The sequence below is a fragment of the Amycolatopsis iheyensis genome (assembly GCF_024703995.1).
In the GTDB taxonomy this organism is placed as follows: Bacteria; Actinomycetota; Actinomycetes; order Mycobacteriales; family Pseudonocardiaceae; genus Amycolatopsis; species Amycolatopsis iheyensis.
Genome location: NZ_JAMXQV010000013.1, coordinates 97,510 through 122,326, shown reverse-complemented (window position 1 = coordinate 122,326; position 24,817 = coordinate 97,510). Strand labels below are relative to the sequence as shown.

Below are 24,817 nucleotides of genomic sequence, written 5' to 3'. Positions count from 1 at the left end.
ACATGGGCGTGCCGGTCATCGTCGAAGCCGTGCGGACCCCGATCGGCAAGCGGGGCGGGCTGCTGGCCGGCCTGCACGCGGCCGAGCTGCTGGGCGCCGCGCAGCTGGCCCTGCTCGACCGCGCGGGCGTCGACCCGGCGCTGGTCGAGCAGCTCATCGGCGGCTGCGTCACGCAGGCCGGCGAGCAGTCGAACAACGTCACGCGCACGGCGTGGCTGCACGCGGGCCTGCCCGAGACGGCGGGCGCGACGACGATCGACGCCCAGTGCGGCTCGGCCCAGCAGGCCACGCACCTGGTGGCGGGTCTGATCGCGGCGGACGCCATCGAGGTGGGCGTCGCGTGCGGGGTCGAGGCGATGAGCCGGGTCCCGCTGGGCGCGAACCGGGCCGGCGCGTCCCCGCGGCCGGCGTCGTGGTCGATCGACCTGCCGAACCAGTACGGCGCGGCGGAGCGCATCGCCGTGCGGCGGGGTCTCACGCGCGCGGACGTCGACGCGTTCGGCGCCGCGTCGCAGCAGAAGGCGGCGGCCGCGTGGGAGGCCGGGCACTTCGACCGCGAAGTGGTGCCGGTGAAGGCGCCGGTGCTGTCCGAAGCCCACGAGCCGACCGGCGAGACGCGCTTGGTCGGCCGCGACCAGGGCCTGCGCGAGACGACCGTGGAAGGCCTCGCGCGGCTGAAGCCGGTGGTGGAGGACGGGATCCACACGGCGGGCACGTCGTCCCAGATCTCCGACGGCGCGGCGGCGCTGCTGCTGATGTCGTCGGAGCGGGCTGCCGCGCTGGGCTTGCGCCCGCGGGCCCGGATCGTGGCGCAGGCGCTGGTGGGCGCGGAGCCGTACTACCACCTGGACGGCCCGATCCGCGCGACGGAGCGGGTGCTCGCCCGCGCCGGGATGACGATCGCCGACCCGGACCTGTTCGAGGTCAACGAGGCGTTCGCGTCGGTGGCGCTGTCCTGGCAGCGGACCCTGGCCCCGGACGAGTCCCGGGTGAACGTCAACGGCGGCGCGATCGCGCTGGGTCACCCGGTGGGCAGCACGGGAGCGCGCCTGCTGACGACGGCGTTGCACGAGCTGGAACGCCGCGACGCGTCGACGGCGCTGGTGACGATGTGCGCGGGCGGCGCGCTGGCGACGGCGTCGATCATCGAGCGCCTTTAGGCCGCGACCACCGCGCTGCCGGGTCGGCCGGTTGTGCTTCACTTCGGGGCATGATCTCGGAAAGCCGTTGCCCGGTGGAAAACGGTGAGCTCCTCGTTCGCCGAGGTGGCGAGGGACCGGTGCTGCTGCTGATCTCCGGCGGCACCGGAGCGGGCGACGCCTACCGCGCGCTGGCGAAGCAGCTGTACGCGGACTTCACCGTGATCACCTACGACCGGCGCGGGCACTTCGCCAGCACGGACACCACGACCGGCCCGGTCCCGGTGTCCTTGCAGGCAGAAGACGCGCTGGCGGTGCTCACGCACGCGACCGACGGCCCGGCGCTGGTGTTCGGCTCGAGCGCGGGCGCGCTGATCGGCCTCGAGCTGGTGGCCCGCCACCCGGACAGCGTGACGACGCTGGTCGCGCACGAACCCCCGGCGGTGCACCTGATGCCGGACGCGGGCGCCTGGCTCGAAGCGGCAGCGGACCAGGTCCGGCTGGCCCGTTCGGGTGAGCTGATGACGGCGGTGACCCGGTTCGCGGACGCGATCGCGGGCGCGGCCCTGCCGGACCTGCCGACGATCCGCCTCCCGCACGAGGAGGACTGGGTGCGGTTGTTCGACCGCGAGCTGACCGAGTTCTTCGACTACCTGCCGGACCTGCGCGCACTGCGTCGCGCGAGCACGGAGATCTTCCCGGTGGCGGGTGAGGGCAGCCGGGGGCACTACCACTACCAGCCGGCGAAGATCCTGGCGCTGGAGCTGGGGCTGCCGTTCACGGAGCTGCCGGGGGCGCATTTGGCGCCCCAGCGAAACCCGGCGAAGTTCGCGGCGGCGTTGAAGGACCTGTTGAGCCCGGAACTCTGACCTCAGGCCGGAAAGGCCAAAAAGAGGACAGATTCGCGACAAATTTTGCCAACCCATCCCGCGTTTCCAACAAAACGGCCACAGCTGGATCTAGTACCGGCACCCCGCGCGACGATGATCGATTTTCGCACGTATGCTCGCGGGCCGGTAGATCAGTGACCGAGGTGGAGGATCGCCGATGGCCGAATCCGAACTGGCCCGCGACGCGGTGTCCGTACTGTCGCAATACCTCCAGCGGAAGTCCGCCGATGGCCCTGCCGCGTACAACGCTGCCCTAGAAGGCCTTCTCACCCAGGTACAGGCACGGTTTTCCGAACCGTTCCTCGCCGAAGTGTTTGCTCGGTTCACCGAACGGCCGACAGGCTCGGTCGAGACGGGTGCGATGCGGCTGTACCTCAGCCAGGAGATTTCTCGGGACGGAGACTTCGCCCGACAACTGAAGTCCGTGCTCGGCGGCCGGAAGGCAAGCAAGGTGAAGGCTTCACGAAAAGGGATCCGCTGGGCGGCGGCAGTCGTGGGCGTTACAGTGCTGCTGGCCGCCGTATTCGTCGCCGCCCGGGTGACCCAAGCGTCGGACCAGACGAACATCGCCGCACCCACGACTGTCACTCTCGCACCGGCGACAGGCACGCCGACGTCCACGAGCGCTTCGCCTACCCCCACCACGGAGTCCAACCCGGACACCAGCTCCGTCGCGGCAGGTCCGGCCGTTGCGGGCGACGGCAGCAGCGTGCCCAAAGGCGCGCCGGTATCCCTGCTCGATCTGCCGCTCACTAACAACGAGTGGCACGCCCAGCACGGCGATCACGACGTGCAACTGACGCAGTATCCGAATTCCCTTTGGAACATGCTGGCGACGTGCAACAGCGGCGCATACCGTGGCGAACAGCAGTTCCGCCTGAAGAACTTCACTCGGCTGGAAGTCAAAGCAGTGGGCACCGATTCGACCGCTTCCCCGGACCTCGCTGTGAAGTTCGAAGTCTTCCTGAACGACGACGGGGTCAACCCGAAACAGACGCTCGTGGTGAACCCCGGGGAGAAGAAACCGTTCACCCTCGATCTTCCGGAGAACGTTTTTGCACTGAAGCTGCGAACGTCTTTCACCGTTCCCACAGGACGGCCCTGCCGGAGCGGCAACGCAGTCTGGGGTTCCCCCCACGTCGTCGCCGCCGGGCGCTGACGATACACGAACGGAGGCTTGACCATCGATACTGTCTTCATCAACTTCCGGGCCGGCGACGCACAGGACACCGCTGTGCTGATTGATCAGAATCTGTGCCGGGTGTTCGGTTCCGACAGGGTTTTCCGTTCGAGCCGGGCGATTCCCATGGGAGTCGCGTTCGACCCCGTGCTGATCGGAGCCGTGTCGGGGTGCTCGGTGCTCCTCGCAGTGATCGGGCCGAACTGGCTGAAGCCCGACAACGAAGGCAGACGACGGATCGACGCACCCGCCGACTGGGTACGGACGGAGATCGAGCTGGCGATCGCGGGCAACAAACCGATCGTTCCGGTCCTGGTCGGAGACACGGCGCTGCCGACCGCGGATGACTTGCCTCGGACCATCGCCGATCTGGCCCGCCGGCAGTACCTGCGCCTACACCACCGAACAGCGGACTACGACCTGAAACACCTCGCGGACTCGGTTCGGGAGTACGTCCGACCGAGGTGGACCCCGCTGCCCGAGGCCCCCGACTCGGTCCTCGTGGCTACGCTGCCTGCCATCAGCCGAACGTCTGATGTCCGCGTCAGCCCCGCCACCATCGACAACCGGCTCTTCAGCGACAGCATCATCCACCGCTGCCGCGACTTCGCGCAGAGCCCTCGGGGCTCGATCAGCTTCAACCTCGGCCGCAGCTACCGCCGGTTCGAGTCGATCGTCGGCGTCCTCGACGACGCGGTCGACGCAGACCAGGTCGGAGTCTTCCGCGTTCTCCTGGACGGGCGACCCAGCGCAGAAGTGACAGTCAAGCAAGGACAGTCCCAGGTGCTCAGGGCGGACGTCACCGACGTGCTGAGGTTGGAGATGCAGTCATACCGCCCGGGTACGACCGAAAGCCCCCTGCTTGCCGGCGTCCGGATGGCGGGCGGGCTGTCGAACTACCTACCGGAACTGGGCTGGGGAAATCCGGCAGTGCACTCTTGACCCCGATCAGACCACCCGCACCCCGTCCTTCCAAACCTCCCGGATGTTCGAAGCCAACCCCGGGAAGTCGTACGGATCCCCGGCCACCACGACAAGATCGGCCCGCAGCCCCGGCTCGATCCGCCCCAGCTCGCCGTCCAGGCCCATCAGCCGCGCCGCCGATGACGTCGTCGCCTCCAGCACGTCCGCCGGTGTCATGCCGCACGCCGCCATCAGGGCCAGCTCCTCCAGGTTCGTTCCGTGCGGCCCGACCCCGCTGTCCGTCCCCATCGCGATCCGGACCCCCGCCGCGTACGCGCGCCGCACCGAATCCCGGTGGACCTCCACCACCTCCCGCGCCTTCGCGACAACCGAAGAAGGCAGGTCGACCCCGGCGTCGGCCGCCCGCACGACATTGACCGGGGCGATCAGCGTCGGGACCAGCCACGTGCCGTGGCCGAGCATCAGCTCGATCGCCTCGTCGTCCAGGTAGATGCCGTGCTCGATCGAACGCACGCCCGCCCGGACCGCGTTCTTGATGCCCGCGGATCCCTGCGCGTGCGCCATCACCGGGCGGCCCTGCATCGCCGCCTCCGCGACCAGGACCTCCAGCTCCTCCGGCGTGTACTGCGAATGCCTCGGGTCGTCACGCGGCGACAGCACACCGCCCGTCGTGCACACCTTCAGCACGTCCGCGCCGGCTCGCAGCAGCGTGCGGGCCACCCGGCGGATCTCGTCCGGGCCGTCGGCCGTCGCGTCCGGGCGGCCCGGGTGCGGCACCAGTAGCGGGACGCAGATGCTCGACGGGTTCCAGCTGTCGCCGTGCCCGCCGGTCTGACTGATCAGCCCGATCGAGATCTGCAGCCGCGGCCCCGGGATCAGCCCGTCGTCCACCGCCTGCTTGATGCCGAGGTCCGCGCCGGAGGCGTCGCGCACCGTCGTGATGCCCAGCCCGAGCGTCGCCCACAGGTTCCGCGCGGCCTCGTAGAACTGGTAGGAGAACGGCTTCTGCACCCGCGACAGCAGCCCGATCTCCGACACCGTGACGTGCACGTGGCAGTCGAACAGCCCGGGCAGCAGCACCGCGCCTTCGCAGTCGACGCTCTCCTCGCCGTCCAGGCCCGTGCCGACCTCGACGATCCGGCCGTGCTCGACGACGACGTCCGCCGCCGCCGGCTCGGACCCGGTGCCGTCGAACACCGAACCGCCGGTGAACACCGTGCGAGTCACACCGCCTCCTTGGGGGAAACCTGGCGCTGCACGGCAGCGGCCAGCGCGAGCACGACGACGTTCACGCCGAGCCCGATGAGACCGACGTTGACCGTGCCGGCGAAGTGAGTGTCCACAAAGGTCAGCCAGATGACGACGAGCTCGCCGGCGATCAGCCCGGCGAACACCGGGACCTTGCCGACGGGCACCCGCCGCAGGAAGCCCAGCAGGTTCGCCGGGGCCAGCTGGACCGACCCCGAATAGGTGAGCAACAGCAGGTTGGCCAGCAGGTCCGGCCGGAAGATGCCGAGCACGAGGGCAAGAGTACTCGCGAGCACAACCGTGCCGTGGTTGATCCAGAACTGCTTGCGGCCGCTGCGCACGCGGACTATGTTGCGCGCCACCAGCGACGAGATCCCGATCAGGATCCCGGCGGCCGGGACCATCGCGGTGGCCGTCGCGGCGACCACGACGATCCCGGTCACCCAGCCCGGCAATGCGTCTTTCGACAGCGTCAGCAGTACGCCGTTCGGATCACTGCCCTTGGGCACGACGATGATCGCCGCGAAGCCGATCAGCATGGGCAGCAGCAGGCACAGCTCGTACACCGGCATCCAGGTGTAGTTGCGCCGCAGCACCTTCGGGTCGCGCGCCGACATCAGCGCCGGCCACGAGTGCGGCAGCGTCATCAGCCCGACGCCGATGGCGCTGACCAGCATGCTCGTCACGAACCAGACGTGATCATTGGCTCCACTGTGGACGATCAGCTTCTCGGGGTGCAGCTGCTCGATCTTGTGGAACACCGCGGGGATGCCGCCCGCGAAGTGCGTCGGCACCGCGATGATGAGCACCACCAGGGCGACCAGCATGATGCCGTCCTTGAAGTAGGACGTCGCCGCGACGCCGCGCAGCCCGGCCCACAGCACGAACGCGACGATCAGCACGCTGCCGGTCACCATGCTCAGCGTCCCCGACGCGCTGTCGCCGGTGACCAGCCGGACGATCAGCCCCAGCCCGGTGATCTGCAGCTGCAGGTAGGGCAGCACGAACACGACGCCGAGCACCGCCGACACCGTCCCGAGCGCCCGGCTGGAGTAGCGGTCCTCGAGGAAGTCGCCCTGGGTGAGGTAGCCGCGGTCCTTGCCCATCGTCCACAGGCGTTTCGCGAGGAAGAACAGCACTACGTAGGCGATCGGCACGTACGGCAGCGCGTACATCGCCGCGACGCCGCCGGAGAACGCGAGACCGGCCATGCCGAGGAAGGTGAAGGTGGTGAACACCTCGCCGGCCTGCAGGAACCACATGGTCAGCGCGCCGAAGCGGCGGCCGCCGACGGTCCATTCGGCCAGGTCGGCGACGGGCTTGCGCCGGCCGACGAAACCGAGGACACCGATCAGGAGGATGCCGACGAGGGTGAAGGTGAGGATCACGACTCCTCCTCCCGTCCGCGCAGCAGACGTTCGGACAGCAGCAGCGCCGGGGTGAACATGAGGCACCAGAACGCGCCCCAGACGATCATCCGCGGCAGCCCGAGCCACAGCCCGGTGGTGTTCACGAACGGCAGGAACGGCATCAGGACCAGCGCGAGCACCGGGAGCAGCGGGGGCCAGTGGTAGCTGCGCACGTGCCTCACCTGGCCAGGAGCGCGAGGCGGCGGACGGCGAGCTCGGCCAGCAGCGCGGCGCCGTCGCCGAGCACGCTGTCGTCGAAGCGGGCGCGCGGCGAATGGTTGTCCGCCGCGGTGGCCGGATCGGTCGGGCACGCGCCGAGGAACAGGTACGCGCCGGGAACGCGTTCGAGCACGCGGGAGAAGTCCTCCGAGCCGGTGATCGGATCGGCCATCTCGGTGAACCGCTCCTCGCCGAAGACGTCACGGATCGTGTCGGCGACGAAGCCGTACGCGCCGGCGTCGTTGACCGTCGCCGGGTATTCGGGCTCGTAGGTGACTTCGACGTCGAGCCCGTGCGCCTGGGCGATGCCCTGGCACACCTGGACGGCCCGCTCCCCCACCTTCGCCGCGACCTCCGGGGAGAACGAGCGGAGGGTGGCTTCGAACACCGCGTCGTCCGGGATGATGTTGCGGCGCGTGCCGGCGTGGAACGAGCCGACGGTGACCACTACCGGGTCGAAGACGTCGAAGGTGCGCGTCACCATCGTCTGCAGCGCGGTGACCATCTCGCAGGCGGCCGGGATCGGGTCGCGCGCGTCGTGCGGGGACGAGCCGTGGCCGCCCGCGCCGAGCACCCGGACCTCGAGGGCGCCCGACGCCGCCATGAGCGTGCCGGGGCGGGCGGTGAACTGGCCCTTCGCGTAGCTCGCGGCCGAGACGTGCAGGCCGTAGGCGGCGTCGACGTGCTTGCCCGACGCGGTCAGGACGCCTTCGTCGATCATGCGGCCGGCGCCGTCCCAGCCTTCTTCGCCGGGCTGGAACATGAAGACGACGTCGCCGGGCAGCTCGTCCTGGCGGGCGGCGAGCAGGCGGGCCGCGCCGACCAGGCCCGCGGTGTGCAGGTCGTGGCCACAGGCGTGCATGGCGCCGTCGAGGGTGGAGCTGAAGTCTTCGCCGCTGGCTTCGGTGACGGGGAGGGCGTCCATGTCACCGCGGAGGAGGACGGTGCCACCGGGCTTGCCGCCGCGCAGGACTCCCGTGATCGACGAGAGGTTCTTGCCGAGGCTGACTTCGAGGGGCAGGCCGTCCAGTGCGGCGAGCACGCGCTCCTGGGTGCGCGGCAGGTGCAGGCCGATTTCGGGGATCCGGTGCAGGTCGCGGCGGAGGGCGACCAGGTCGTCGAGCAGGGCGGCGGCGTCCGAGCGCAGGGTCATCCGCAGATCATGCGAGAGTCGAGCACAATGGCCGGGGAAAAACACCGAAACCACCGTTGTGAGTGTCGATGAGCGAAGAATCCGCCATGTTGACCGAGCAGGACCTCAAACTGGTCGACGCGCTCCAGGCGGCGCCGCGGGCGTCGTGGTCGACGCTCGGCCGGGCGCTCGGCCTGGGCGCGGTGACCGTCGCCCGGCACTGGGACACGCTGGTCGAACGCGGCGACGCGTGGCTCACCGCGTACATCGGCGGGGAACTGACCGCGCAGCTGGCGCTGGCATTCGTCGAGCTCGACTGCGTGCCCGGGGCCGCGTTGCGGGTGGCCGACGCGCTGGCGGCCGACGTGCACGTGGTCACCGTCGAGCACCTCGCCGGGCCGTGCGACCTGCTGGCCCACGTCGTCGCACCGACGGTGCGCGACCTGGGCACGCACGTGCTCGAGCGGGTGGCGGCGGTGCCCGGGGTGACGCGGGCACGCACGGTGCTGTCGCCGCGGATGTTCACCGAGGGCAGCCGGTGGCGCGTGCGCGCGATCTCGCCGGGACAGCGGGAGGCGTTGTCGGCGAAGCCGGCGAAGAACCGCGCTCCCCTGCGTTTCGACGACGCCGACCGGGCGCTGGTGCTGGCCCTCGGGGCGGACGCACGCGCGTCGGCGGCGTCACTGGCGGCGGAGCTCGGCGTCGGCGCGACGACCGTCCGGCGCCGGCTGGACGCACTGCTGGCCCGCGGCGCGATCCGGGTGCGGTGCGAGATCGCGCGGTCGGTGTCGCCCGCGCCGGTGACGGTGACGCTGTGGCTGCGCGTCCCCCCGGACAAGCTCGAGACGACGGCGCGGTCGCTGGCGATGCTGCCCGAGGTCCGGATGTGCGCGGCGCTGTCGGGGGCGGCGAACCTGATGCTGGTGGTGTGGCTGCCCGCGCACCAGGAGACGGTGGCGCTGGAGGCGGTGCTGGCGGCGAAGCTGCCGTGGCTGGAGATCACCGGCCGCGCGGTGACGCTGCGGAGCGTCAAGCTGATGGGCCGTCTGCTCGACGCGGCGGGGCGCGGGATCGGCCGGGTGCCACTGGACTTCTGGGCCGCGGTCCCCGTACCGGAGCACGGGGACCGCGGCGAAGGCCGGCCCGGGGGATGAGGGGGGTTAGGTGGAGGGAAGCATCCACCGGACCGGGGTCTCTTTTATTGGGGCGCTTCAGGGCTTCGGCCTCAGGGCTTCGGGGTTTTGGGCTTCGTGGCTTTGGCTGAAGCGGGCACCGGCCCGGCGGCCGAGGGGCGGTCGCCGGGCGGGGAGTCTGAGGATCTCGCGTGACCGTGGACGTGAGTCGCGTGACGGAGGCCGGAACTGGCGTGATTGCGGGCGGATCTCGTGTGATTGGACCCGGATCTCGCGTGATCGGAGCCGGATCTCGCGTGTCTTAGCGGTCGGCTCGTGTGCTTGGAGGGTCGGCTCGCGTATCTGGAAGGTCGACTCGCGTGCCTGGAGAGTCGGCTCGCGTGCTTAGAGAGTCGGCTCGCGTGTCTAGAGAGTCGGCTCGCGTGCTTAGAGAGTCGGCTCGCGTGTCTAGAGGGTCGGCTCGCGTGCCTGGAAGGTCGGCTTGTGTCTGGTGGGGCTTCTCGTGTGTCTGGTGGGGCATCTCGTGTGATTGAGGGGGCATCGGGCGTGGAGGAGGAGTTCCGGCGCGGTGGACTTCGGGGGGTGAGGTGGAGGGAAGCGTCCACCGGCCGGAACTCGCGGGCGGGAGGCTCCCGCCGGTTTCCTCCTTCGCTGACCCGGCTTCGCCGGATCGGTGTGGGTGAAGAATCCCGGCCCGGGGGACATGGGGGGGTGAGGTGGAGGGAAGTGTCCACCGGGCCGGGGCTCGGGGCGCGGGACGGGGGTCCCGCGGTTTCTTCGGGTGGTGCACCGGCCCGGCGGACTCGGGGGGTGAGGTGGAGGGAAGTGTCCGCCGGGCCGGGGTGGGGTGGCCGGATGAACCGTGCCCGCCGGACGGGCACGGTTCACCGGACTGCTATTCCGCGCAGGCCTTACCGGAGTTCACGCAGTTGACCAGGCGACCCATGATCTTCTTGCTCATCACGTTCGCGAAGTCGTCGTGGTCCGACCGCGGGTTGTGCTTTTCCTGGGCGAACGCGTCCACTTTGTACTGGCCGTTCTGCTGGACGTCCTGCGGGACGTCGTAGACCAGCGTCACCTGCAGCTGCGGCACGTTCTTGAAACCCTTGGGGCACTTGCCCTGCTGGTTCGCGAACACGATGTGCGTGCGGTGGTTCGCGCTGTCGGTGTTCTTGCCGTCCCAGCAGTTCGGGAAGGCGTGGATGCGCTCGACCTTGCTGCCGGCCGGGCAGATCGGGTAGAGGTCGGTCAGCCGGTCCTCGAACCCGGTGCAGGTCCAGCTGGGCCGGGCGTTGGCCGGGCCGTTGGTGCTCTGCTTGGCGTCACCGTAGAGGATCTTCAGGCCGAGCGGCATCGCGACGACCTGGTTCGCGCCGCCACCGATGAACTTCAGCGTCGCCGACTCGGGCTCGATGATCTCGCCGTCGTTGTCGCCGACCTCTTCGTTCGCGCCCTCCGGGCCGCCGAGCTCCTGGTCGGCCGGCGGCGCGGCCGCCGAGCTGTTCTGGTTGCCGCCGTTGTTGTTCTGGCCGCCGTTGTTGTTCTGGCCGCCGTTCTTCCCGCCACGACGGCGGTCCTGGGCCTGCTGCTGGTCCTGCTGGTCCTGACCGTCCTGCTGCTGGGCGTTCTGGTCACCGCCGCGGCCCGCGCCGCCACCGGTGTTGCGCCGCTTCTGCTGCTGGCCGTTCTGGTCCTGCGCGTTCTGGTCCTGGTCCTGCGTGTTCTGATCGGCGTTCTGGTCGTCCTGGTTCTGCGCGTCCTGGTCGTCCTGGCCCTGACCGGCGTCCTGCGCGTCCTTGGCGTCCTGGGCGCTCTTGTCCTGCTGGACGTCGCCGGTCTTGCCCTTCTGCTTCTGCTGCGCCTGCTGGTTTTCGTTGTCGTTCGCCGCGTTGTCTTCGCGGTCGATCCGGATCACCGGCCAGAAGTAGGCCGACTGGTCACCGTTCTTGCAGGTGGTGTCGCCGGCGAGGAGGCTCTTCAGGCTCGAGTCGGCGTCCGTGGTCACGTTGCCGACGTAGTCGTGCAGGTGCTGGGCGCCGTTCTTGATCCCGGGCTGCGCGATGAAGTTGTCCGGGTTGTGGTGCGCGCCGTCCGCGTTCGTTCCACAGTCGACGGTGAAGGATCCCTGCGCGCCCTTCTTCTGCAGCGCCGCGTTGACGTTGTTGCCGGCGGGAACCTTGTTGATGTCGATGAAGAACGACGGGTCCGCGGGGTCCGCGCTCGCCTCGCCCGTGCGGCCCGTGGTGACCGCGACGGCGAGTGCGCCGACGGCGATCGCCAGGCCGATCGCGCCCATCGCGATCTTGGTTCGGCGCGCGACGCGATGTTTGCCCGTCACGGGGGACCGAGAATGGTTCCGGGCCATAGACTAGTTCACCTCGTTCGTTATTCCGGGCACGCCGAACTCGCGGTGGCCCGGGCAAGAACTACCGTTGTTTTGAGGTCGAGATCGCACGGAACCGGTTCGGGGATGCTTGCGGTTCCGGCTGTCGGGACGCATCGGGGGATGCATTGGGGGATACGGACCCCAGCGCCGCGAGGTTCAAAAGCGACCGGCCCGTTATCTGTTCGTTATCCACCGGAACGCAACCGGGCAGCATTCACCCAGGTCAGGGCATCGGGGGTGGAAAAAAGATCTCAGCGCTGCACGACGACGAGCACCGCGCCGTCGTCACCACGCACCTCGAAGCGGGCGATCTGGTCCATCGCCATCGAGATGGTTCCGTGCAGCCGCAACGGTTCCGACGAGCCGGGAATGCCGAACCCCTTGGGCGGCACGGTCCAGCTCGACACCACGCTCTCGTCGCCGGCCGAGGAGACGGCGACCAGCCGGCACTTGAGCGGCCCGACGATCCCGCGCAGCTCGAGTTCGACGTTGCTGCCCCACTCCACCGGTGAGACGGTGACGAGCGCGCTGACGGCGGACCCGCCGCTGCCGCGGCCGTAGGTCTGGCCGCCGCCGGGCTGTCCCGGGGCGCCGGCGCCCGGCGGCGGGGTCGACGTCGCGGGGACGCTCGTGGCCGGCGCGGGCTTGTTCGGCGCGGAAAGGGAGGCGGGCGGGACGGCGTCGGCCGGTCGCACCGCGAGGGTGACGAGCGGACCGGCCACGACGAGGGCGGCGGCCGCGGCGCCGGCGATGAGGCCGAGCCGCTTGCGGCGGCGGCGCTTGACGGCGGCCTCTTCCATCAGGCCGCGCAGCACGCGGGGCCCGGGCGCCAGGGTGCGCGGGCTCGGCGCCGGCATCGGCGGCTCGGGCCAGCTGCGCTTCACCATGTCGAGGACGTCGGGCAGCTGGTAGAGCTCGATCAGGTCGAGCTGGCAGTTCGGGCAGTCCATGAGGTGCGCTTCGAACTGGGTGCTCTCGGCCTCGCTGAGGACGCCGAGCACGTACGCGGCGACGTCGGTGTGTGCGGACCCGGCCACCCTCAGTTCACCCCCGCTCACGCAGGGACCGGCGCAGGGCGCGGACGGCGTGGTGGATGCGGGACTTGATGGTGCCCGGGGGCACGCCGAGGGTCGCCGCGACCTCGTTCACCGTCCGATCGCGCAGGTAGGTCTGCTGGATGGCCTCCCGCTGCTCGGGCGAAAGGCCCTGCAGCGCCTCGTAAACGATCATCGCGGCGAGCGTCCGGTCCGATTCGTCGGACACCGCGATCGCGTCGGATTCGATCTCCTCGAGCTCCTGGGGCCGGACACTGCGGCTGCGCCAGCCGTCGATGACGATCCGCCGGGCCACCGTGAACAACCAGGCACGCAGCATCTCCGGCTGGCGGTCGAGCTTGTCCGCGTTCCGCCACGCCTTGATCAGGGTCTCCTGCACGACGTCTTCGGCCCACTGCCGGTCGTGGCCGGTCAGCCGCAGCGCGAACGCCATCAGGGACCCGCCGAACTCCTGGTAGAGCGCCTTCGCCAGGTCATCGGAGGCGTCGTCGGACCCGACAGCCACTTCCTGATGATCTTCGACGGGTCTCAGCGCTCGAGTGTGCCGTCCCACGCGGGACATCTTGGTGCGCCGGACGGCCTACGTCCAGTGGCAAATGAAGGCGAAACTTTTTTGAACCGTTTCCGGACCGTGTCCGTATCCCCTACCGAAGACCCCGACAAGGCGTTGTCCCCCGCAACGCTCCGCATCCACCCCGGACCCGGTGTCCACAGTGGATCTTTCGCGCGCATTTTCGCCTCACCCCAGGCAACTGCGCGTAGTCATGCCCACGGAGGAGCAGTGATCCGCATTCCCCGAACGGTGGTCCCCGCCGCCGTGTGCCTCACCGCACTCGCCCTGCTCACCGCCTGCACCGCCGGCGCGGCCACCACCTCGGGTGGGTACGCCGGCGCGCAGATGCCCGGTATGCAGCAGCAAGCACCGATGACCCTCGCGATGCCGCAGCCGATCACGGCCAACCCGAACGACCCGATGAAGAGCCAGCTCAGGGCCGCGAAGACCTTCGACCTCGGCCTGCTGCTCGTCGACGGGACCGGGTACACGATCTACCGCTACGACCGCGACACGACCGACCCCTCGCGCTCGAACTGCAACGACGCCTGCGCGGCCAAGTGGATCCCGGTCAAGACCGGCGGCCCCGCCCCGGTCGACGTCGACCAGTCGCTGATCGGGCAGATCACCCGCGACGACGGCACCCAGCAGGTCACCCTGGCCGGCTGGCCGCTGTACCACTACGCCGGCGACAGCGAGCCGGCCGACACGTCCGGCCAGGGCGCCGACCAGGCGTGGTACCCGATCGCGCCGGACGGCAAGAAGATCACGATCACCCAGGACCAGTGGAGGGAAAATGCTTTCGGCCTCTGAGCTCGCGGGGCTGGAGTTCGACCCCCCGTCCTCCCTCGACCGCTCCCGTCCGGCGGTCCGGATCCTGTTCGTGCTGGTCGCGGTGCTGACGCTGCTCGCCGCGGTGTCCCCGACCTCGATCGCCCAGACGACCGCGGTCTCCGACACCGACGCGGTTCTGCTCACCAAGGTCCGCCAGGCGGGCCTGTGGGAGATGCCCTCGGGCATGATGGCGATGCAGAAGGGCAGCCCGAAGGTCCAGGCGGTCGGCTTCGCGATCATGATGGACCACGGCCGTCTCGACGTCGCGACGCGCGCGTTGTCGCAGAAGCTGAACTCGCCGGTGCCCGACCAGCCTTCGGACGAACAACGCGGCTGGCTGCTCGAAGAGATGAACGCGCCCCCGGGCGCGTCCTTCGACGCCGTCTTCGCCAACCGGCTGCGCGCGGCCCACGGCCAGGTCTTCGCCATCCTCGCGCAGCTGCGTGCCGGCACCCGCAACGACGACGTGCGGGCGTTCGCGACCGTCGGCAACCAGGCCGTGCTGCGGCACATGACGATGCTCGAGAGCACCGGCATGGTCGACTACTCCGCGCTTCCCGCGCCGGCCGTCTCCACCACGGCCGCGCCCGTCGGGCAGCCGCTCGGCCTCGACCCGTCCCAGATCGCCGTGGTGGCGGCACTGTTCCTCCTGGTCGGCGGCGGCCTGTTCTACGTGCTGCGCCAGATCAAGGGCAACCGTGGCCGCGCCCGCGCGACGCGCCGGCCGGCCACCGTCAGAACCGGGGGTAGCCATGGTTGAGACCTGGCACGACGCGACGATCTTCCTCACGCAGCAGTTCCAGCCGAAGACCGACCCGGCGGCCCGCGGCCTCGCGGCCTTCGCCGCCCGGGCGTCCTACGCCGCGATGATGCTGACGCTCACCTGGGGTGTGCTCACCGCCACCGGCTGGGTGCGCTCGGTCACCGGCCGCAAGGCGCTGCGCAGCACGCACCTGGTGCTGGCGACCGGAACGCTGATCTTCGGCGTCATCCACGCGCTGGGCTTCTTCTACCTGACGATCCAGCCCTACAGCCTGCAGTACCTGTTCCTCCCCTTCCTGTCGGGCCAGGAGACCCGGCACAGCATCGGCATCGTCGGCCTGGAGGTCATGCTGGCCATCGCGTTCACCGCGGGCCTGCAGCGGTTCACCTCCTACCGCCGCTGGCTGTGGCTGCACCGCTGCGCCTACCCGGCCGTCGCGCTGACCGCGCTGCACGCGTGGTTCGGTTCGATCGCCAACGGCCATCTCGCGGTGGTCTGGCTGGGCGGCATCACGCTGCTCGTCCCGGCGGTCACGGTGTCGCTGCTGCGGTTCATGCCCGCGCGGACCCTGGAGCGCATCGGACTCGTGGAAGAGCAGGTGGCCTGACATGCCCTTCCGGTTACCCGGTGGCGGACCCCGGATCAGCGTCGACAACGACCGGTGCGAGCTCTACGGCATCTGCGCCATGGAGGCGCCGGACGTGTTCGACCTCGGCCAGGACGGCCGCCTGCGCTTCCACACGCGGCTGCTGGACGAAACCACGATGGAACAGGCGAAGATGGCGGCCCGCTGCTGCCCGATGCAGGCGGTCGTGATGAGAGGAGAGCTCGATGGCTGACGGCGACCGGATCGTCATCGTCGGCGCGGGTGTCGCCGGGCTGCGGGCCGCGGAACGGCTGCGCGAGCAGAACTTCGACGGCGAGATCGTCCTCATCGGCGACGAGGCGCGGCGGCCCTACCACCGGCCGATGGTCTCCAAGGCGCTGGTGATGGGCACCGAACGGCCCAGCGACGTAGGCCTTTCGCACTACCTGCCGGACCTCGACGTGCACTGGCGCCTCGGCGCGCGGGTCACGCACCTCGACACCACCGAGCGGGTCGTGCACCTGCCCGGCGGCGAGTCCCTCTGGTACGACGGCCTGATCGCCGCGACCGGCGTCTACCCGCGGCACCTGCCCGGGTCGCCGCGGCACGACCCGCGCGTGCGGATCCTGCGCACGGTCGAGGACTCGATGGCGGTGCGGCGCTGCCTGCACGCCAGCAAGAAGCCTGCCGTCGTGATCGGCGCCGGCCTGATCGGCAACGAGTTCGCCGCGAGCATGCGGCACATCGGCCGGGACGTCACCCTGGTCGGGCACGCGAAGGCGCCGCTGCACCGCTTCGGCGACCGCGTCTCCAGCGGCATCGTCGAAGCGCACCACGAGCACCGCGCGAAGCTGGCGATGAAGAGCGAAGTGCGGCACTGGATCAGCACGAAGGACACCGTCGGGCTGCACCTGACGAACAACCAGCTGCTGGTCGCCAGCGTCGTCGTGCTCGCCATCGGCAGCGTCCCGTCGGTCGACTGGATGCGCGGCTCCGGCCTCGACATCAGCGACGGCGTGCTCTGCGACTCCAAGCTGTTCGCCGAGGGCGCTTCCGACGTCGTCATCGCCGGGGACATCGCGCGCTGGCCGAACCTGCGGTTCGACGAGACCCCGCGCCGCGTCGAGCACTGGATCAACGCCGTCGAGTCGGCCCGGCACGCGGCGGACAACCTGCTGATGGGCCAGGCCGGCGCCAAGCCGTTCACCCCGCTCCCCCGCGCCTGGTCGACGCTGTACGACACGCGGCTGCAGATGTGCGGGATGCCTTCGCTGGCCGAGGACACCGTGACGCTGGCGGACGGCATCACCGGCTTCATCCGCGACGGCCAGCTCGTCGGCATCTCTTCGTGGGACAAGCCGCGGGCGATGCTCGACTGGATGGCCGAGCTCGACCGCCGGCTGCCCGCGCCCGACTACGTGCCCGAGCCGGAGCCCGCGCCCGTCGCGGAGGTCCCCGAGGTCCCGGTCGTCGAGCCGTCGTTGGCCGCGCTGGCCGCCGACGTCCCGACGGAGTTCGACAGCGGGTTCGACCACCAGGCCTTCGAGCGGGAGTTCGAGAGCGAGTTCGCCAACGACATCCCGACGACGGCGTTCCCCGCGCAGGCCCCGCCCACGACGGCGTTCGCGGCGCAGCCCGGTGGGGCGGCGCCGCCGACCATGGCCATCCCGATGGGGAGGTAACGAAAGCCGGGGCGGGGCTGCGCGCGGCGGCCCCCGTCCCTTCGCCGGTCACCACACCCCCTCCGCGGCTGGGCGGTGTGGTGACCGGCCCCCTTTGAAACAGCGTCCCCCTGCCCGCCTCGCGTGCGCACCAAGCGAGCGTCCGGCGGGCCTGGAGAGGGCCTTCCCGAGGGACCCGACACCCCCGGGAAGGCCTTCTTCCGGCACACCGGGCGGGGGCCCGGGGTCGAGCGTCGTGGTGGTGCCCGCACTGTCGCGGCGTAACGCCGTGGCGGCCTTTCCGGTGGATGGGTATGCCGCCGGAAAGACCGCCACGGCGGAGTACGGATCGGGGTTGCAACCGGCGAGGGCCGCCCCGGGGGCACGGGAACCCCCGGGGCGGCCTTCATCTCGTCCGGGACCACCGCGACTCCCCCACCACGAGCGCGCCGAGCACCAGCACGGCCACGCCGACCACCCGCAGCCCCGCGTCCGCGCCTTCGACGAACGCGGCGACGACGTCGTGCGTGGCCGTTGTCCTCGCGAGCGCTTCGGCCACCGTGTGCGCCCCACCGGCGTCCGGCGGGAGCGCGTCGGCGAACTTCGCGGTCATGACCGTGCCGATCACGGCGACGCCGAGCGCGCTGCCGAACTCCCGGGTGGTGGCCTGCAGCCCGGTGCCGACCCCCGCCTGGGCCGGCGGCAGCGAACCCGCGATGACGCCGGAGAGCGTCGGCAGCGCCAGCGTCACACCGATCCCGGTGACCACGAGCCACGCCGCGTAGGCCGCGTACGACGTCTGGGTGTCGCTTGTGGACAGTCCGAGCAGGCCGCCGCCGACGAACGCGAAGGCGAGCGCCACGGTGGCGTCGAGGCCGATCCGCCGGGTCAGCACGCCGACGTGGCGGCCGCCGAGGATGATCGGCAGGGTCAGCGGGACGATGCCGAGGCCGGTGCCCAGGACGCCGAACCCCTTGGCGTACTGGAGGAACGACGCGTTGACGTAGAACAACGCGAACATGCCGAAGAAGACGGCCGTCATGCCCAGGCAGGCGCTGCGCAGGCCGGGGATCCGGAACAGCCGCGGGTCCAGCAGCGGATGGCCGGCCTTCAGCTCCCGGAGGGTCCAGGCGACGAAGAGGACCACGGCGCAGGCGAACGCGGTCAGGACGAACGTGCTCCCCCAGCCGGCCTCCGGCGCCTGGATGATCCCGGCGAGCAGCGCGACCGACGCGCCGACCAGCAGGACCGCGGCCACGGGGTCGAGCCGCCGGTCGTGCCGGGACGACACCGGCGCGGTCCGCGCGACCAGCGCGACCAGGGCGAGCGCGAGCGGCACGGCCGCGGCGAACAGCCAGCGCCACGAGCCGGCGGTCAGGACCAGCCCGCCGCCGACGTTGCCGGCGACCCCGCCGATGCCGGTCATCGACGCCCAGGCGGCGATGGTCGCGGGTTTGCGCTCGGCCGGGACGGCGTGCAGCAGCACGGCCAGGGAGTTGGGCAGCACGGCGGCCGCCCCGACGCCGGTGAGCGCCCGGCCGGCCAGCAGCGTGCCGACGTCGGGCGCCAGCGCCGACACCAGCGCGCCGGCGGCGAACAGCCCGAGCCCGCCGAGCAGGACCCCCTTGCGGCCGAAGCGGTCGCCCGCGGCCCCGCCGGGGATGACCAGGCAGGCGAACACGAGCACGTAGGTGTCGACGAGCCAGACCAGCGCCGGCGCGGACGGGTGCAGCGCGCTCGCGGCGAGCATCGGGACGGCGAGGTTGACCGCCGCGACCATCCCGACGACGAGCACGACGCACGCGCACATCAGCGTCAGCAGGCCGCCGGTTCGTTGCTTGAGGTGCATGGGACCGACGGTATGGACCGGCACGCGTGTCGTACCACGCAACTTCGGCAAGAGTGGTTTGCGTACGATGCAACTATGTCCGACCAGCTCGACCTCAACCTCCTGCGCGTGTTCGACGCGCTGCTGCGGGACGGGAGCGTGACCGCGGCGGCCGAGCGCCTGCACCTGTCCATCCCGGCGACGAGCCGGGCGCTGGGCCGGCTGCGGCGGGCGATGGGCGACCCGATCCTCGTGCGCGCCGGGCGCGGGATGGCGCCGACGCCGTTCGCGCTCCGCACCGCGCCCCGGGTCCGGTCGCTGCTGGAGGAGGCGGCGGCGCTGGTCAACGCCGAGTTCTCGCTGGCCGGGCTCGAGCGCGCGTTCACGATCCGGATCAACGACGGCGTCGCGGCGACCCTGGCGACGGCGGCGGTCGAGGCGACGTCCGCGGCCGCACCCGGCGTCACGCTGCGGTTCGTTTCGGAGGGGACCGAAAGTTCGGAGGCCCTCCGCGACGGGTCGGTGGACCTCGACATCGGCGCCGGCGAGCCGAGCGCCCCGGACATCCACACGGCGGAGCTGTACCGCGAGCGCCTGGTCGGCGTCGTCCGCGCGGACAGCCCGCTGGGCCGCCGCCCGACGATGGCCGGGCTGTGCCGCCACCCGCACGTCTCGGCGTCCCGCCGCGGCCGGGCCCGCGGCCCGCTGGACGAAGCCCTGGCGGCGGCGGGCCTGCGCCGCCACGTCGCGGCGGTCGTGCCGACGTCGGCGCTGGCGCTGCTGCTGGTGGCGTCGAGCGGCTACGTCGGCCTGGTCCCCCAGCGCCTGGCCGAGGAACACGGCACGGCGCTGGGCCTGCGCTGGTTCCCGGTGCCGGCGAAGCTGCCGGAGGTGGCGGTGCGCCTGTCGTGGCACGCCCGCCTGGACGCGGACCCGGCCCAACGCTGGCTCCGCGACACGATCCGCACGGCTCTCCACTGACCGTGTCGACCCTCCCATCACGAGTGATGCCTCTCCAATCACGCCCGGTGCCGCCCCGAGCACGCCGCCGCCGTGCGGGAACAGCCGACACGCGTGATTCCGGCGCCGACACGCGTGATCCGAGGGACGACACGAAGGCCTCCGCCGGAGCCTCCGGATGTGGCACGATCGACGGCGTGACCAGCACCGCCGCCACAGCGCAGTACCTGCGGGACCTCGCGTTGCTGCGCCGTGTCCGCGACCGGATCGACCGGGAGTACGCGCAGCCGCTCGACGTCGAGGCGCTCGCCCGGGGTGTCAACATGTCCGCCGGGCACCTCAGCCGGCAGTTCCGCAAAGCCTACGGAGAGTCACCGTATTCGTACCTGATGACCCGGCGGATCGAGCGGGCCATGGCGCTGCTGCGCACCGGCGAGCTGAGTGTCACCGAGGTCTGCTTCACCGTCGGGTTCTCGTCGCTCGGCACCTTCAGCACGCGGTTCGCCGAGCTGGTCGGCGTGCCGCCGAGCGTCTACCGCGAGGAGCAGGCGCAAGCCACCGCCGGGATGGTGCCGTGCGTGGCCAAGCAGGTCACCAGACCGATCAGGAATAAAGAAGCGCGGCCCTCGGCAACCACATAGGGTCACGACCATGGACGTCACCATTCACTCGAGCTTCCTGCCGCACACCGACCCGGAAGCGTCGCTCGCCTTCTACCGCGACCTGCTCGGCTTCGAGGTCCGGATGAACGTCAAGTACGGCGACATGGCCTGGATCACCGTGGGCCCGCCGAACCAGCCCGACACCGCGATCGTGCTGGCGCCGGCGACCGCCACCCCCGGCCTCACCGACGACGAGCGCCGATCGATCAACGAGATGATGGCCAAGGGCACCTACGCCGGCATCAACCTCGCGACCAAGGACCTCGACGCGCTCTTCGCCAAGCTCGAGGCGGGCAACGCCGAGGTCGTCCAGGAGCCGGTCGAGCAGCCCTACGGCGTGCGCGACTGCTCCTTCCGCGATCCGGCGGGCAACCTGCTGCGCATCCAAGAGCTGCGCTGAGGGGCACCCCATGTGCATCGGCCTGACTGCCGCCGCCCACGAGCACTTCCGCGAGCTGACGCTGTTGCGCCGCGTCCGCGACCACATCGACCGGAACCACGCCTGCCCCCTCGACCTCGACGCCCTGGCGCAGACCGTGAACCTGCCGACGCCCCGGTTCGTCGACCGTTTCATGCAGGCGTACGGGCTTTCCCCGCAGGACTACCACCGCCGCGCCCGCGTTCCCGCCGAACACCTCATCCCCGAACCACGCTGAACCGCTGGAGACACCGATGACCAAGCCCACGAGGAAGTCCGCGCCCCACGTCGCCGACAGCCACGACCTGATCCGCGTCCACGGCGCGCGCGTGAACAACCTCAAGGACGTCAGCGTCGAGCTGCCCAAGCGGCGCCTGACGGTGTTCACCGGTGTCTCCGGCTCGGGCAAGAGCTCGCTCGTGTTCAGCACGATCGCCGCCGAGTCGCAGCGGCTGATCAACGAGACCTACAGCACCTTCGTGCAGGGGTTCATGCCGACACTGGCGCGGCCCGACGTCGACGTGCTCGACGGGATCACCACCGCGATCATCGTCGACCAGGAGCGGATGGGCTCGAACCCGCACTCCACCGTCGGCACGGCGACCGACGCGAACGCGATGCTGCGCATCCTCTTCAGCCGGCTCGGGCAGCCGCACATCGGCTCGCCGCAGGCGTTCTCGTTCAACGTCGCGTCGATCAGCGGCGCGGGCGCGGTCACCATCGAGAAGGCCGGGCGGCAGATCAAGGAGCGCCGCAGCTTCAGCATCACCGGCGGCATGTGCCCGCGCTGCGAAGGCCGCGGCAAGGTCAACGACATCGACCTCACCGCGTTGTTCGACGAGAACAAGTCGCTCAACGAGGGCGCGATCACGATCCCGGGCTACAGCATGGAAGGCTGGTACGGCCGCATCTTCCGCGGCTCCGGCTTCTTCGACCCGGACAAGCCGATCAAGAAGTTCACCAAGAAGCAGTTCGCCGACCTGGTCTACAAGGAGCCGACCAAGATCAAGGTCGAGGGCATCAACCTCACGTACTCGGGGCTCGTGCCGGCGATCCAGAAGTCCTTCCTGGCCAAGGACGTCGACGCGATGCAGCCGCACATCCGCGCGTTCGTCGAGCGGGCCGTCACGTTCACGACGTGCCCGGACTGCGACGGCACGCGGCTGTCCGAAGAGGCTCGGTCGTCGAAGATCGACGGCATCAGCATCGCCGACGCGTGCGCGATGCAGATCAGCGACCTCGCCGGCTGGGCGGGCAAGCTGGCCGAGCCGTCGGTCGCGCCGCTGCTGGACGCGCTCAAGCGCACCCTGGACTCCTTCGTCGAGATCGGCCTCGGCTACCTCTCGCTCGACCGTCCATCCGGGACGCTGTCGGGTGGGGAAGCCCAGCGCACCAAGATGATCCGCCACCTGGGGTCGTCGCTGACCGACGTCACCTACGTCTTCGACGAGCCGACGATCGGCCTGCACCCGCACGACATCCAGCGCATGAACGACCTGCTGCTGCAGCTGCGCGACAAGGGCAACACGGTGCTGGTGGTCGAGCACAAGCCGGAGGCGATCGCGATCGCCGACCACGTCGTCGACCTCGGCCCGCACGCGGGCTCCGACGGCGGCGAGGTCGTGTTCGAGGGCACTGTGGACGGTCTGCGCAAGAGCAAGACGTTGACCGGGCGGCACTTGGACGACCGCGCGGCGCTGAAGTCCTCAGTGCGCTCGCCGTCGGGTTTCCTGGAGGTGCGCGGCGCTTCGACGCACAACCTGCAGGACGTCGACGTCGACATCCCGCTCGGCGTGCTGACGGTCGTGACCGGGGTGGCGGGCTCGGGCAAGAGCTCGCTGATCCACGGCTCGGTGTCCGGCACCGAAGGTGTGGTGACGGTGGACCAGACCGGCATCCGCGGCTCGCGGCGCAGCAACCCGGCGACCTACACGGGGTTGCTGGAGCCGATCCGCAAGGCGTTCGCCAAGGCCAACGGTGTCAAGCCGGCGCTGTTCAGCGCGAACTCCGAGGGCGCGTGCCCGAACTGCAACGGCGCGGGTGTCATCTACACCGACCTCGGGATCATGGCGGGCACGGCGACACCGTGCGAGGTGTGCGAGGGCAAGCGCTTCAACGCCGAGGTGCTGGAGTACACCTTCGGCGGCCGCGACATCAGCGAGGTGCTGGGGATGTCGGTGGCCTCGGCACTCGAGTTCTTCTCATCCGGCGACGCCGCCCTGCCGGCGGCCCACAAGATCCTGACGCACCTGTCCGACGTCGGCCTCGGGTACCTGACGCTGGGCCAGCCGCTCACGACGTTGTCGGGTGGCGAGCGCCAGCGGATCAAGCTGGCGACGCACATGGCGGAGAAGGGCGGGGTGTACGTCCTCGACGAGCCGACGGCGGGCCTGCACCTGGCCGACGTCGAGCAGCTGCTGGGCCTGCTGGACCGGCTGGTGGACTCGGGCAAGTCGGTGATCGTGATCGAGCACCACCAGGCGGTGATGGCCCACGCGGACTGGCTGATCGACCTGGGCCCCGGCGCCGGCCACGACGGCGGCCGGATCGTCTTCGAGGGCACGCCGGCGGAGCTGGTGAAGGCGCGGAAGAAGACCCTCACGGGGCAGCACCTCGCGGAGTACGTCGGCTGAGTCCCAAGCGCCCCAATGTGGCGTTGGTTGCGTCCAACGCACCGAACGCCACATTGGGTGCGCTGGACGCACCGAACGCCACATTGGGGCGCTGTATACCAGGGTGAGCGGTAGGGCTGGCCCCCGGAAAGTGCCGGAGGCGCGCAGGATTCCGGGTGGTCGCGCGACCGCGAAGACTCGGGCTCGTGACCTCCACAGAAATCAGCACCGGCAGTGACTTCGCCCGGCTGAGCCACCGCATCTCCGCCGCCGGCCTGATGGTGCGCCGGCCCGGTTACTACACCGCCCGGATCTCCGTTGTCGGCGGGCTGTTCGCCGCCGGGTGGGTGGCCTTCGCCTTCCTCGGGAACTCGTGGTGGCAGCTGGCCATCGCCGCGTTCCAGGCCGTCATGTTCGGGCAGATCGCGCTGCTCTCCCACGATCTCGCGCACAAGCAGGTGTTCCGGCGGCGCCGGCCCACCGAAACCGCCGGGCTGATCGCCGGCAACCTCGGTGTCGGGATGAGCTACGGCTGGTGGATGGACAAGCACACCCGCCACCACGCCAACCCGAACCACGAGGAGCTCGATCCCGACGTCGATCCCGACATCCTCGTCTGGTCGAAGGACCAGGCCCGCGCCAGCCGCGGCGTCCCGCGGTTCATCGGCCGCTACCAGGCCTTCCTCTTCTTCCCGCTGCTGACGCTCGAAGGCCTCAACCTGCACTGGTCCGGCATCCGCGCCGTCCGCAAGCCGGGGCTGCGGCGCCGCGGGACCGAAGCCGCGTTGCTCGCGGTGCACTACGCGCTCTACTTCAGCGCGCTGATCACCGTCCTCTCCCCCGGCATGGCGCTGCTGTTCTTCGCCGTCCACCAAGGACTCTGGGGTGTCTACATGGGATCGATCTTCGCGCCCAACCACAAGGGCATGCCGACGCTGACCGGGCGCCCCGAGCTCGACTTCCTCCGCAAGCAGGTGCTGACCTCGCGCAACGTCCGCGGCGGCCTCGTCACCGACGTCGCGCTCGGCGGCCTCAACTACCAGATCGAGCACCACCTGTTCCCCAGCATGCCGTCGCCGCACCTGCGGCGGGCGCAGCCGATCGTCCAGGCGTACTGCGCCGAGCTCGGCATCCCCTACCGGCAGACGAGCCTCGTCGAGTCCTACCGGCAGGCGCTCACCCACCTGCATGAAGCTGGGGCGCCTCTCAGGAACCGTTCGTAGAC

General features: G+C 70.5%; 24 protein-coding genes. 16 read left to right on the top strand and 8 right to left on the bottom strand.

From position 1 onward, the window contains the following. The first annotated feature begins 2 nt into the window (after nt 1–2). The 4 genes from M8542_RS24445 to M8542_RS24430 all read left to right on the top strand — a co-directional run bounded on the left by M8542_RS24445 (nt 3) and on the right by M8542_RS24430 (nt 4,151). Complete coding sequence (locus tag M8542_RS24445; RefSeq protein WP_257922561.1) at nt 3–1,160, top strand: steroid 3-ketoacyl-CoA thiolase; 1,158 nt, start codon at nt 3–5, stop codon at nt 1,158–1,160. Between the two features lie 50 nt (nt 1,161–1,210). Next, nucleotides 1,211–2,008, top strand: a complete 798-nt coding sequence (locus tag M8542_RS24440; RefSeq protein WP_257922560.1) for an alpha/beta hydrolase — start codon at nt 1,211–1,213, stop codon at nt 2,006–2,008. A gap of 178 nt (nt 2,009–2,186) precedes the next feature. Next, complete coding sequence (locus M8542_RS24435) at nt 2,187–3,188, top strand: hypothetical protein (protein WP_257922559.1); 1,002 nt, start codon at nt 2,187–2,189, stop codon at nt 3,186–3,188. Between the two features lie 18 nt (nt 3,189–3,206). After that, nucleotides 3,207–4,151: a TIR domain-containing protein gene (locus M8542_RS24430; RefSeq protein ID WP_257922558.1), complete on the top strand. Its 945-nt coding sequence runs from the start codon at nt 3,207–3,209 to the stop codon at nt 4,149–4,151. 6 nt (nt 4,152–4,157) lie between these two features. Here the strand turns inward: M8542_RS24430 and M8542_RS24425 are convergent, their stop codons facing one another. Genes M8542_RS24425 through M8542_RS24410 form a run of 4 tightly spaced genes read right to left on the bottom strand, consistent with a single transcriptional unit; the run spans nt 4,158 to nt 8,162 of the window. After that, entirely contained in the window at nt 4,158–5,360 is a 1,203-nt protein-coding gene (locus tag M8542_RS24425) for a metal-dependent hydrolase family protein (protein WP_257922557.1), read from the bottom strand. Beyond that, entirely contained in the window at nt 5,357–6,769 is a 1,413-nt protein-coding gene (locus M8542_RS24420) for a sodium:solute symporter family protein (protein WP_257922556.1), read from the bottom strand. Before M8542_RS24420 ends, M8542_RS24425 begins: the two co-directional genes overlap by 4 nt. Continuing rightward, a complete protein-coding gene (locus M8542_RS24415; protein WP_257922555.1) occupies nt 6,766–6,963 on the bottom strand; it encodes a hypothetical protein in 198 nt (65 codons plus the stop codon). Before M8542_RS24415 ends, M8542_RS24420 begins: the two co-directional genes overlap by 4 nt. Before the next feature lie 5 nt (nt 6,964–6,968). Continuing rightward, nucleotides 6,969–8,162, bottom strand: coding sequence for a M20 metallopeptidase family protein (locus tag M8542_RS24410; RefSeq protein WP_257922554.1), 1,194 nt, complete (start codon nt 8,160–8,162; stop codon nt 6,969–6,971). Nucleotides 8,163–8,230: 68 nt separating this feature from the next. Here M8542_RS24410 and M8542_RS24405 point away from each other — a divergent pair, with 68 nt between their 5' ends. Then, a complete protein-coding gene (locus M8542_RS24405) occupies nt 8,231–9,295 on the top strand; it encodes an Lrp/AsnC family transcriptional regulator (RefSeq protein ID WP_257922553.1) in 1,065 nt (354 codons plus the stop codon). 874 nt (nt 9,296–10,169) lie between these two features. Here M8542_RS24405 and M8542_RS24400 read toward each other — a convergent pair. From M8542_RS24400 to M8542_RS24390, 3 genes are all read right to left on the bottom strand, one after another. Then, nucleotides 10,170–11,639: a DUF1996 domain-containing protein gene (locus tag M8542_RS24400; protein ID WP_257922552.1), complete on the bottom strand. Its 1,470-nt coding sequence runs from the start codon at nt 11,637–11,639 to the stop codon at nt 10,170–10,172. Nucleotides 11,640–11,911: 272 nt separating this feature from the next. Then, nucleotides 11,912–12,697: a zf-HC2 domain-containing protein gene (locus M8542_RS24395; protein ID WP_257922551.1), complete on the bottom strand. Its 786-nt coding sequence runs from the start codon at nt 12,695–12,697 to the stop codon at nt 11,912–11,914. A gap of 7 nt (nt 12,698–12,704) precedes the next feature. Further along, the gene (locus M8542_RS24390; protein ID WP_257922550.1) at nt 12,705–13,268 is read right to left on the bottom strand and encodes a sigma-70 family RNA polymerase sigma factor; all 564 of its coding nucleotides are present in this window, start codon (nt 13,266–13,268) and stop codon (nt 12,705–12,707) included. 228 nt (nt 13,269–13,496) lie between these two features. Between M8542_RS24390 and M8542_RS24385 the strand changes: the two genes are divergently transcribed. Genes M8542_RS24385 through M8542_RS24365 form a run of 5 tightly spaced genes read left to right on the top strand, consistent with a single transcriptional unit; the run spans nt 13,497 to nt 17,133 of the window. Beyond that, nucleotides 13,497–14,081, top strand: a complete 585-nt coding sequence (locus M8542_RS24385; RefSeq protein ID WP_257922549.1) for a hypothetical protein — start codon at nt 13,497–13,499, stop codon at nt 14,079–14,081. Further along, entirely contained in the window at nt 14,065–14,862 is a 798-nt protein-coding gene (locus M8542_RS24380) for a DUF4142 domain-containing protein (RefSeq protein ID WP_257922548.1), read from the top strand. The genes M8542_RS24385 and M8542_RS24380 overlap by 17 nt, the downstream gene beginning before the upstream one ends. Further along, the gene (locus tag M8542_RS24375; protein ID WP_257922547.1) at nt 14,855–15,472 is read left to right on the top strand and encodes a ferric reductase-like transmembrane domain-containing protein; all 618 of its coding nucleotides are present in this window, start codon (nt 14,855–14,857) and stop codon (nt 15,470–15,472) included. Before M8542_RS24380 ends, M8542_RS24375 begins: the two co-directional genes overlap by 8 nt. A 1-nt stretch (nt 15,473) precedes the next feature. Then, a complete protein-coding gene (locus tag M8542_RS24370; protein WP_257922546.1) occupies nt 15,474–15,704 on the top strand; it encodes a ferredoxin in 231 nt (76 codons plus the stop codon). Then, on the top strand, nt 15,697–17,133 hold the full coding sequence (locus M8542_RS24365) for an NAD(P)/FAD-dependent oxidoreductase (protein WP_257922545.1): 1,437 nt from the start codon (nt 15,697–15,699) through the stop codon (nt 17,131–17,133). Before M8542_RS24370 ends, M8542_RS24365 begins: the two co-directional genes overlap by 8 nt. A gap of 385 nt (nt 17,134–17,518) precedes the next feature. Here M8542_RS24365 and M8542_RS24360 read toward each other — a convergent pair whose 3' ends face one another. Next, complete coding sequence (locus M8542_RS24360) at nt 17,519–18,922, bottom strand: MFS transporter (RefSeq protein WP_257922711.1); 1,404 nt, start codon at nt 18,920–18,922, stop codon at nt 17,519–17,521. Nucleotides 18,923–19,036: 114 nt separating this feature from the next. Between M8542_RS24360 and M8542_RS24355 the strand changes: the two genes are divergently transcribed. From M8542_RS24355 to M8542_RS24330, 6 genes are all read left to right on the top strand, one after another. Further along, nucleotides 19,037–19,921, top strand: coding sequence for a LysR family transcriptional regulator (locus M8542_RS24355; protein ID WP_257922544.1), 885 nt, complete (start codon nt 19,037–19,039; stop codon nt 19,919–19,921). 176 nt (nt 19,922–20,097) lie between these two features. Next, nucleotides 20,098–20,541, top strand: coding sequence for a helix-turn-helix transcriptional regulator (locus M8542_RS24350; protein WP_257922543.1), 444 nt, complete (start codon nt 20,098–20,100; stop codon nt 20,539–20,541). Between the two features lie 10 nt (nt 20,542–20,551). Next, nucleotides 20,552–20,962 carry a VOC family protein gene (locus tag M8542_RS24345; protein ID WP_257922542.1) on the top strand — a complete coding sequence of 137 codons (411 nt, stop codon included), beginning with the start codon at nt 20,552–20,554 and terminating at the stop codon, nt 20,960–20,962. A gap of 10 nt (nt 20,963–20,972) precedes the next feature. After that, nucleotides 20,973–21,218, top strand: a complete 246-nt coding sequence (locus M8542_RS24340; RefSeq protein ID WP_257922541.1) for an AraC family transcriptional regulator — start codon at nt 20,973–20,975, stop codon at nt 21,216–21,218. Between the two features lie 16 nt (nt 21,219–21,234). Then, complete coding sequence (locus tag M8542_RS24335) at nt 21,235–23,613, top strand: ATP-binding cassette domain-containing protein (protein ID WP_257922540.1); 2,379 nt, start codon at nt 21,235–21,237, stop codon at nt 23,611–23,613. Nucleotides 23,614–23,798: 185 nt separating this feature from the next. After that, entirely contained in the window at nt 23,799–24,815 is a 1,017-nt protein-coding gene (locus tag M8542_RS24330) for a fatty acid desaturase family protein (RefSeq protein ID WP_257922539.1), read from the top strand. Nucleotides 24,816–24,817 lie beyond the last annotated feature (2 nt).

Excerpts from the sequence above, each read along its gene's own strand:
- M8542_RS24440 (WP_257922560.1), top strand. The coding sequence starts at position 1,211 with ATGATCTCGGAAAGCCGTTGCCCGGTGGAAAACGGTGAGCTCCTCGTT.
- M8542_RS24400 (WP_257922552.1), bottom strand. The coding sequence starts at position 11,639 with ATGGCCCGGAACCATTCTCGGTCCCCCGTGACGGGCAAACATCGCGTC.
- M8542_RS24365 (WP_257922545.1), top strand. The coding sequence starts at position 15,697 with ATGGCTGACGGCGACCGGATCGTCATCGTCGGCGCGGGTGTCGCCGGG.
- M8542_RS24435 (WP_257922559.1), top strand. The coding sequence starts at position 2,187 with ATGGCCGAATCCGAACTGGCCCGCGACGCGGTGTCCGTACTGTCGCAA.
- M8542_RS24370 (WP_257922546.1), top strand. The coding sequence starts at position 15,474 with ATGCCCTTCCGGTTACCCGGTGGCGGACCCCGGATCAGCGTCGACAAC.
- M8542_RS24355 (WP_257922544.1), top strand. The coding sequence starts at position 19,037 with ATGTCCGACCAGCTCGACCTCAACCTCCTGCGCGTGTTCGACGCGCTG.
- M8542_RS24360 (WP_257922711.1), bottom strand. The coding sequence starts at position 18,922 with ATGTGCGCGTGCGTCGTGCTCGTCGTCGGGATGGTCGCGGCGGTCAAC.
- M8542_RS24380 (WP_257922548.1), top strand. The coding sequence starts at position 14,065 with ATGCTTTCGGCCTCTGAGCTCGCGGGGCTGGAGTTCGACCCCCCGTCC.
- M8542_RS24375 (WP_257922547.1), top strand. The coding sequence starts at position 14,855 with ATGGTTGAGACCTGGCACGACGCGACGATCTTCCTCACGCAGCAGTTC.
- M8542_RS24345 (WP_257922542.1), top strand. The coding sequence starts at position 20,552 with ATGGACGTCACCATTCACTCGAGCTTCCTGCCGCACACCGACCCGGAA.
- M8542_RS24410 (WP_257922554.1), bottom strand. The coding sequence starts at position 8,162 with ATGACCCTGCGCTCGGACGCCGCCGCCCTGCTCGACGACCTGGTCGCC.
- M8542_RS24445 (WP_257922561.1), top strand. The coding sequence starts at position 3 with ATGGGCGTGCCGGTCATCGTCGAAGCCGTGCGGACCCCGATCGGCAAG.
- M8542_RS24340 (WP_257922541.1), top strand. The coding sequence starts at position 20,973 with ATGTGCATCGGCCTGACTGCCGCCGCCCACGAGCACTTCCGCGAGCTG.
- M8542_RS24405 (WP_257922553.1), top strand. The coding sequence starts at position 8,231 with ATGAGCGAAGAATCCGCCATGTTGACCGAGCAGGACCTCAAACTGGTC.
- M8542_RS24335 (WP_257922540.1), top strand. The coding sequence starts at position 21,235 with ATGACCAAGCCCACGAGGAAGTCCGCGCCCCACGTCGCCGACAGCCAC.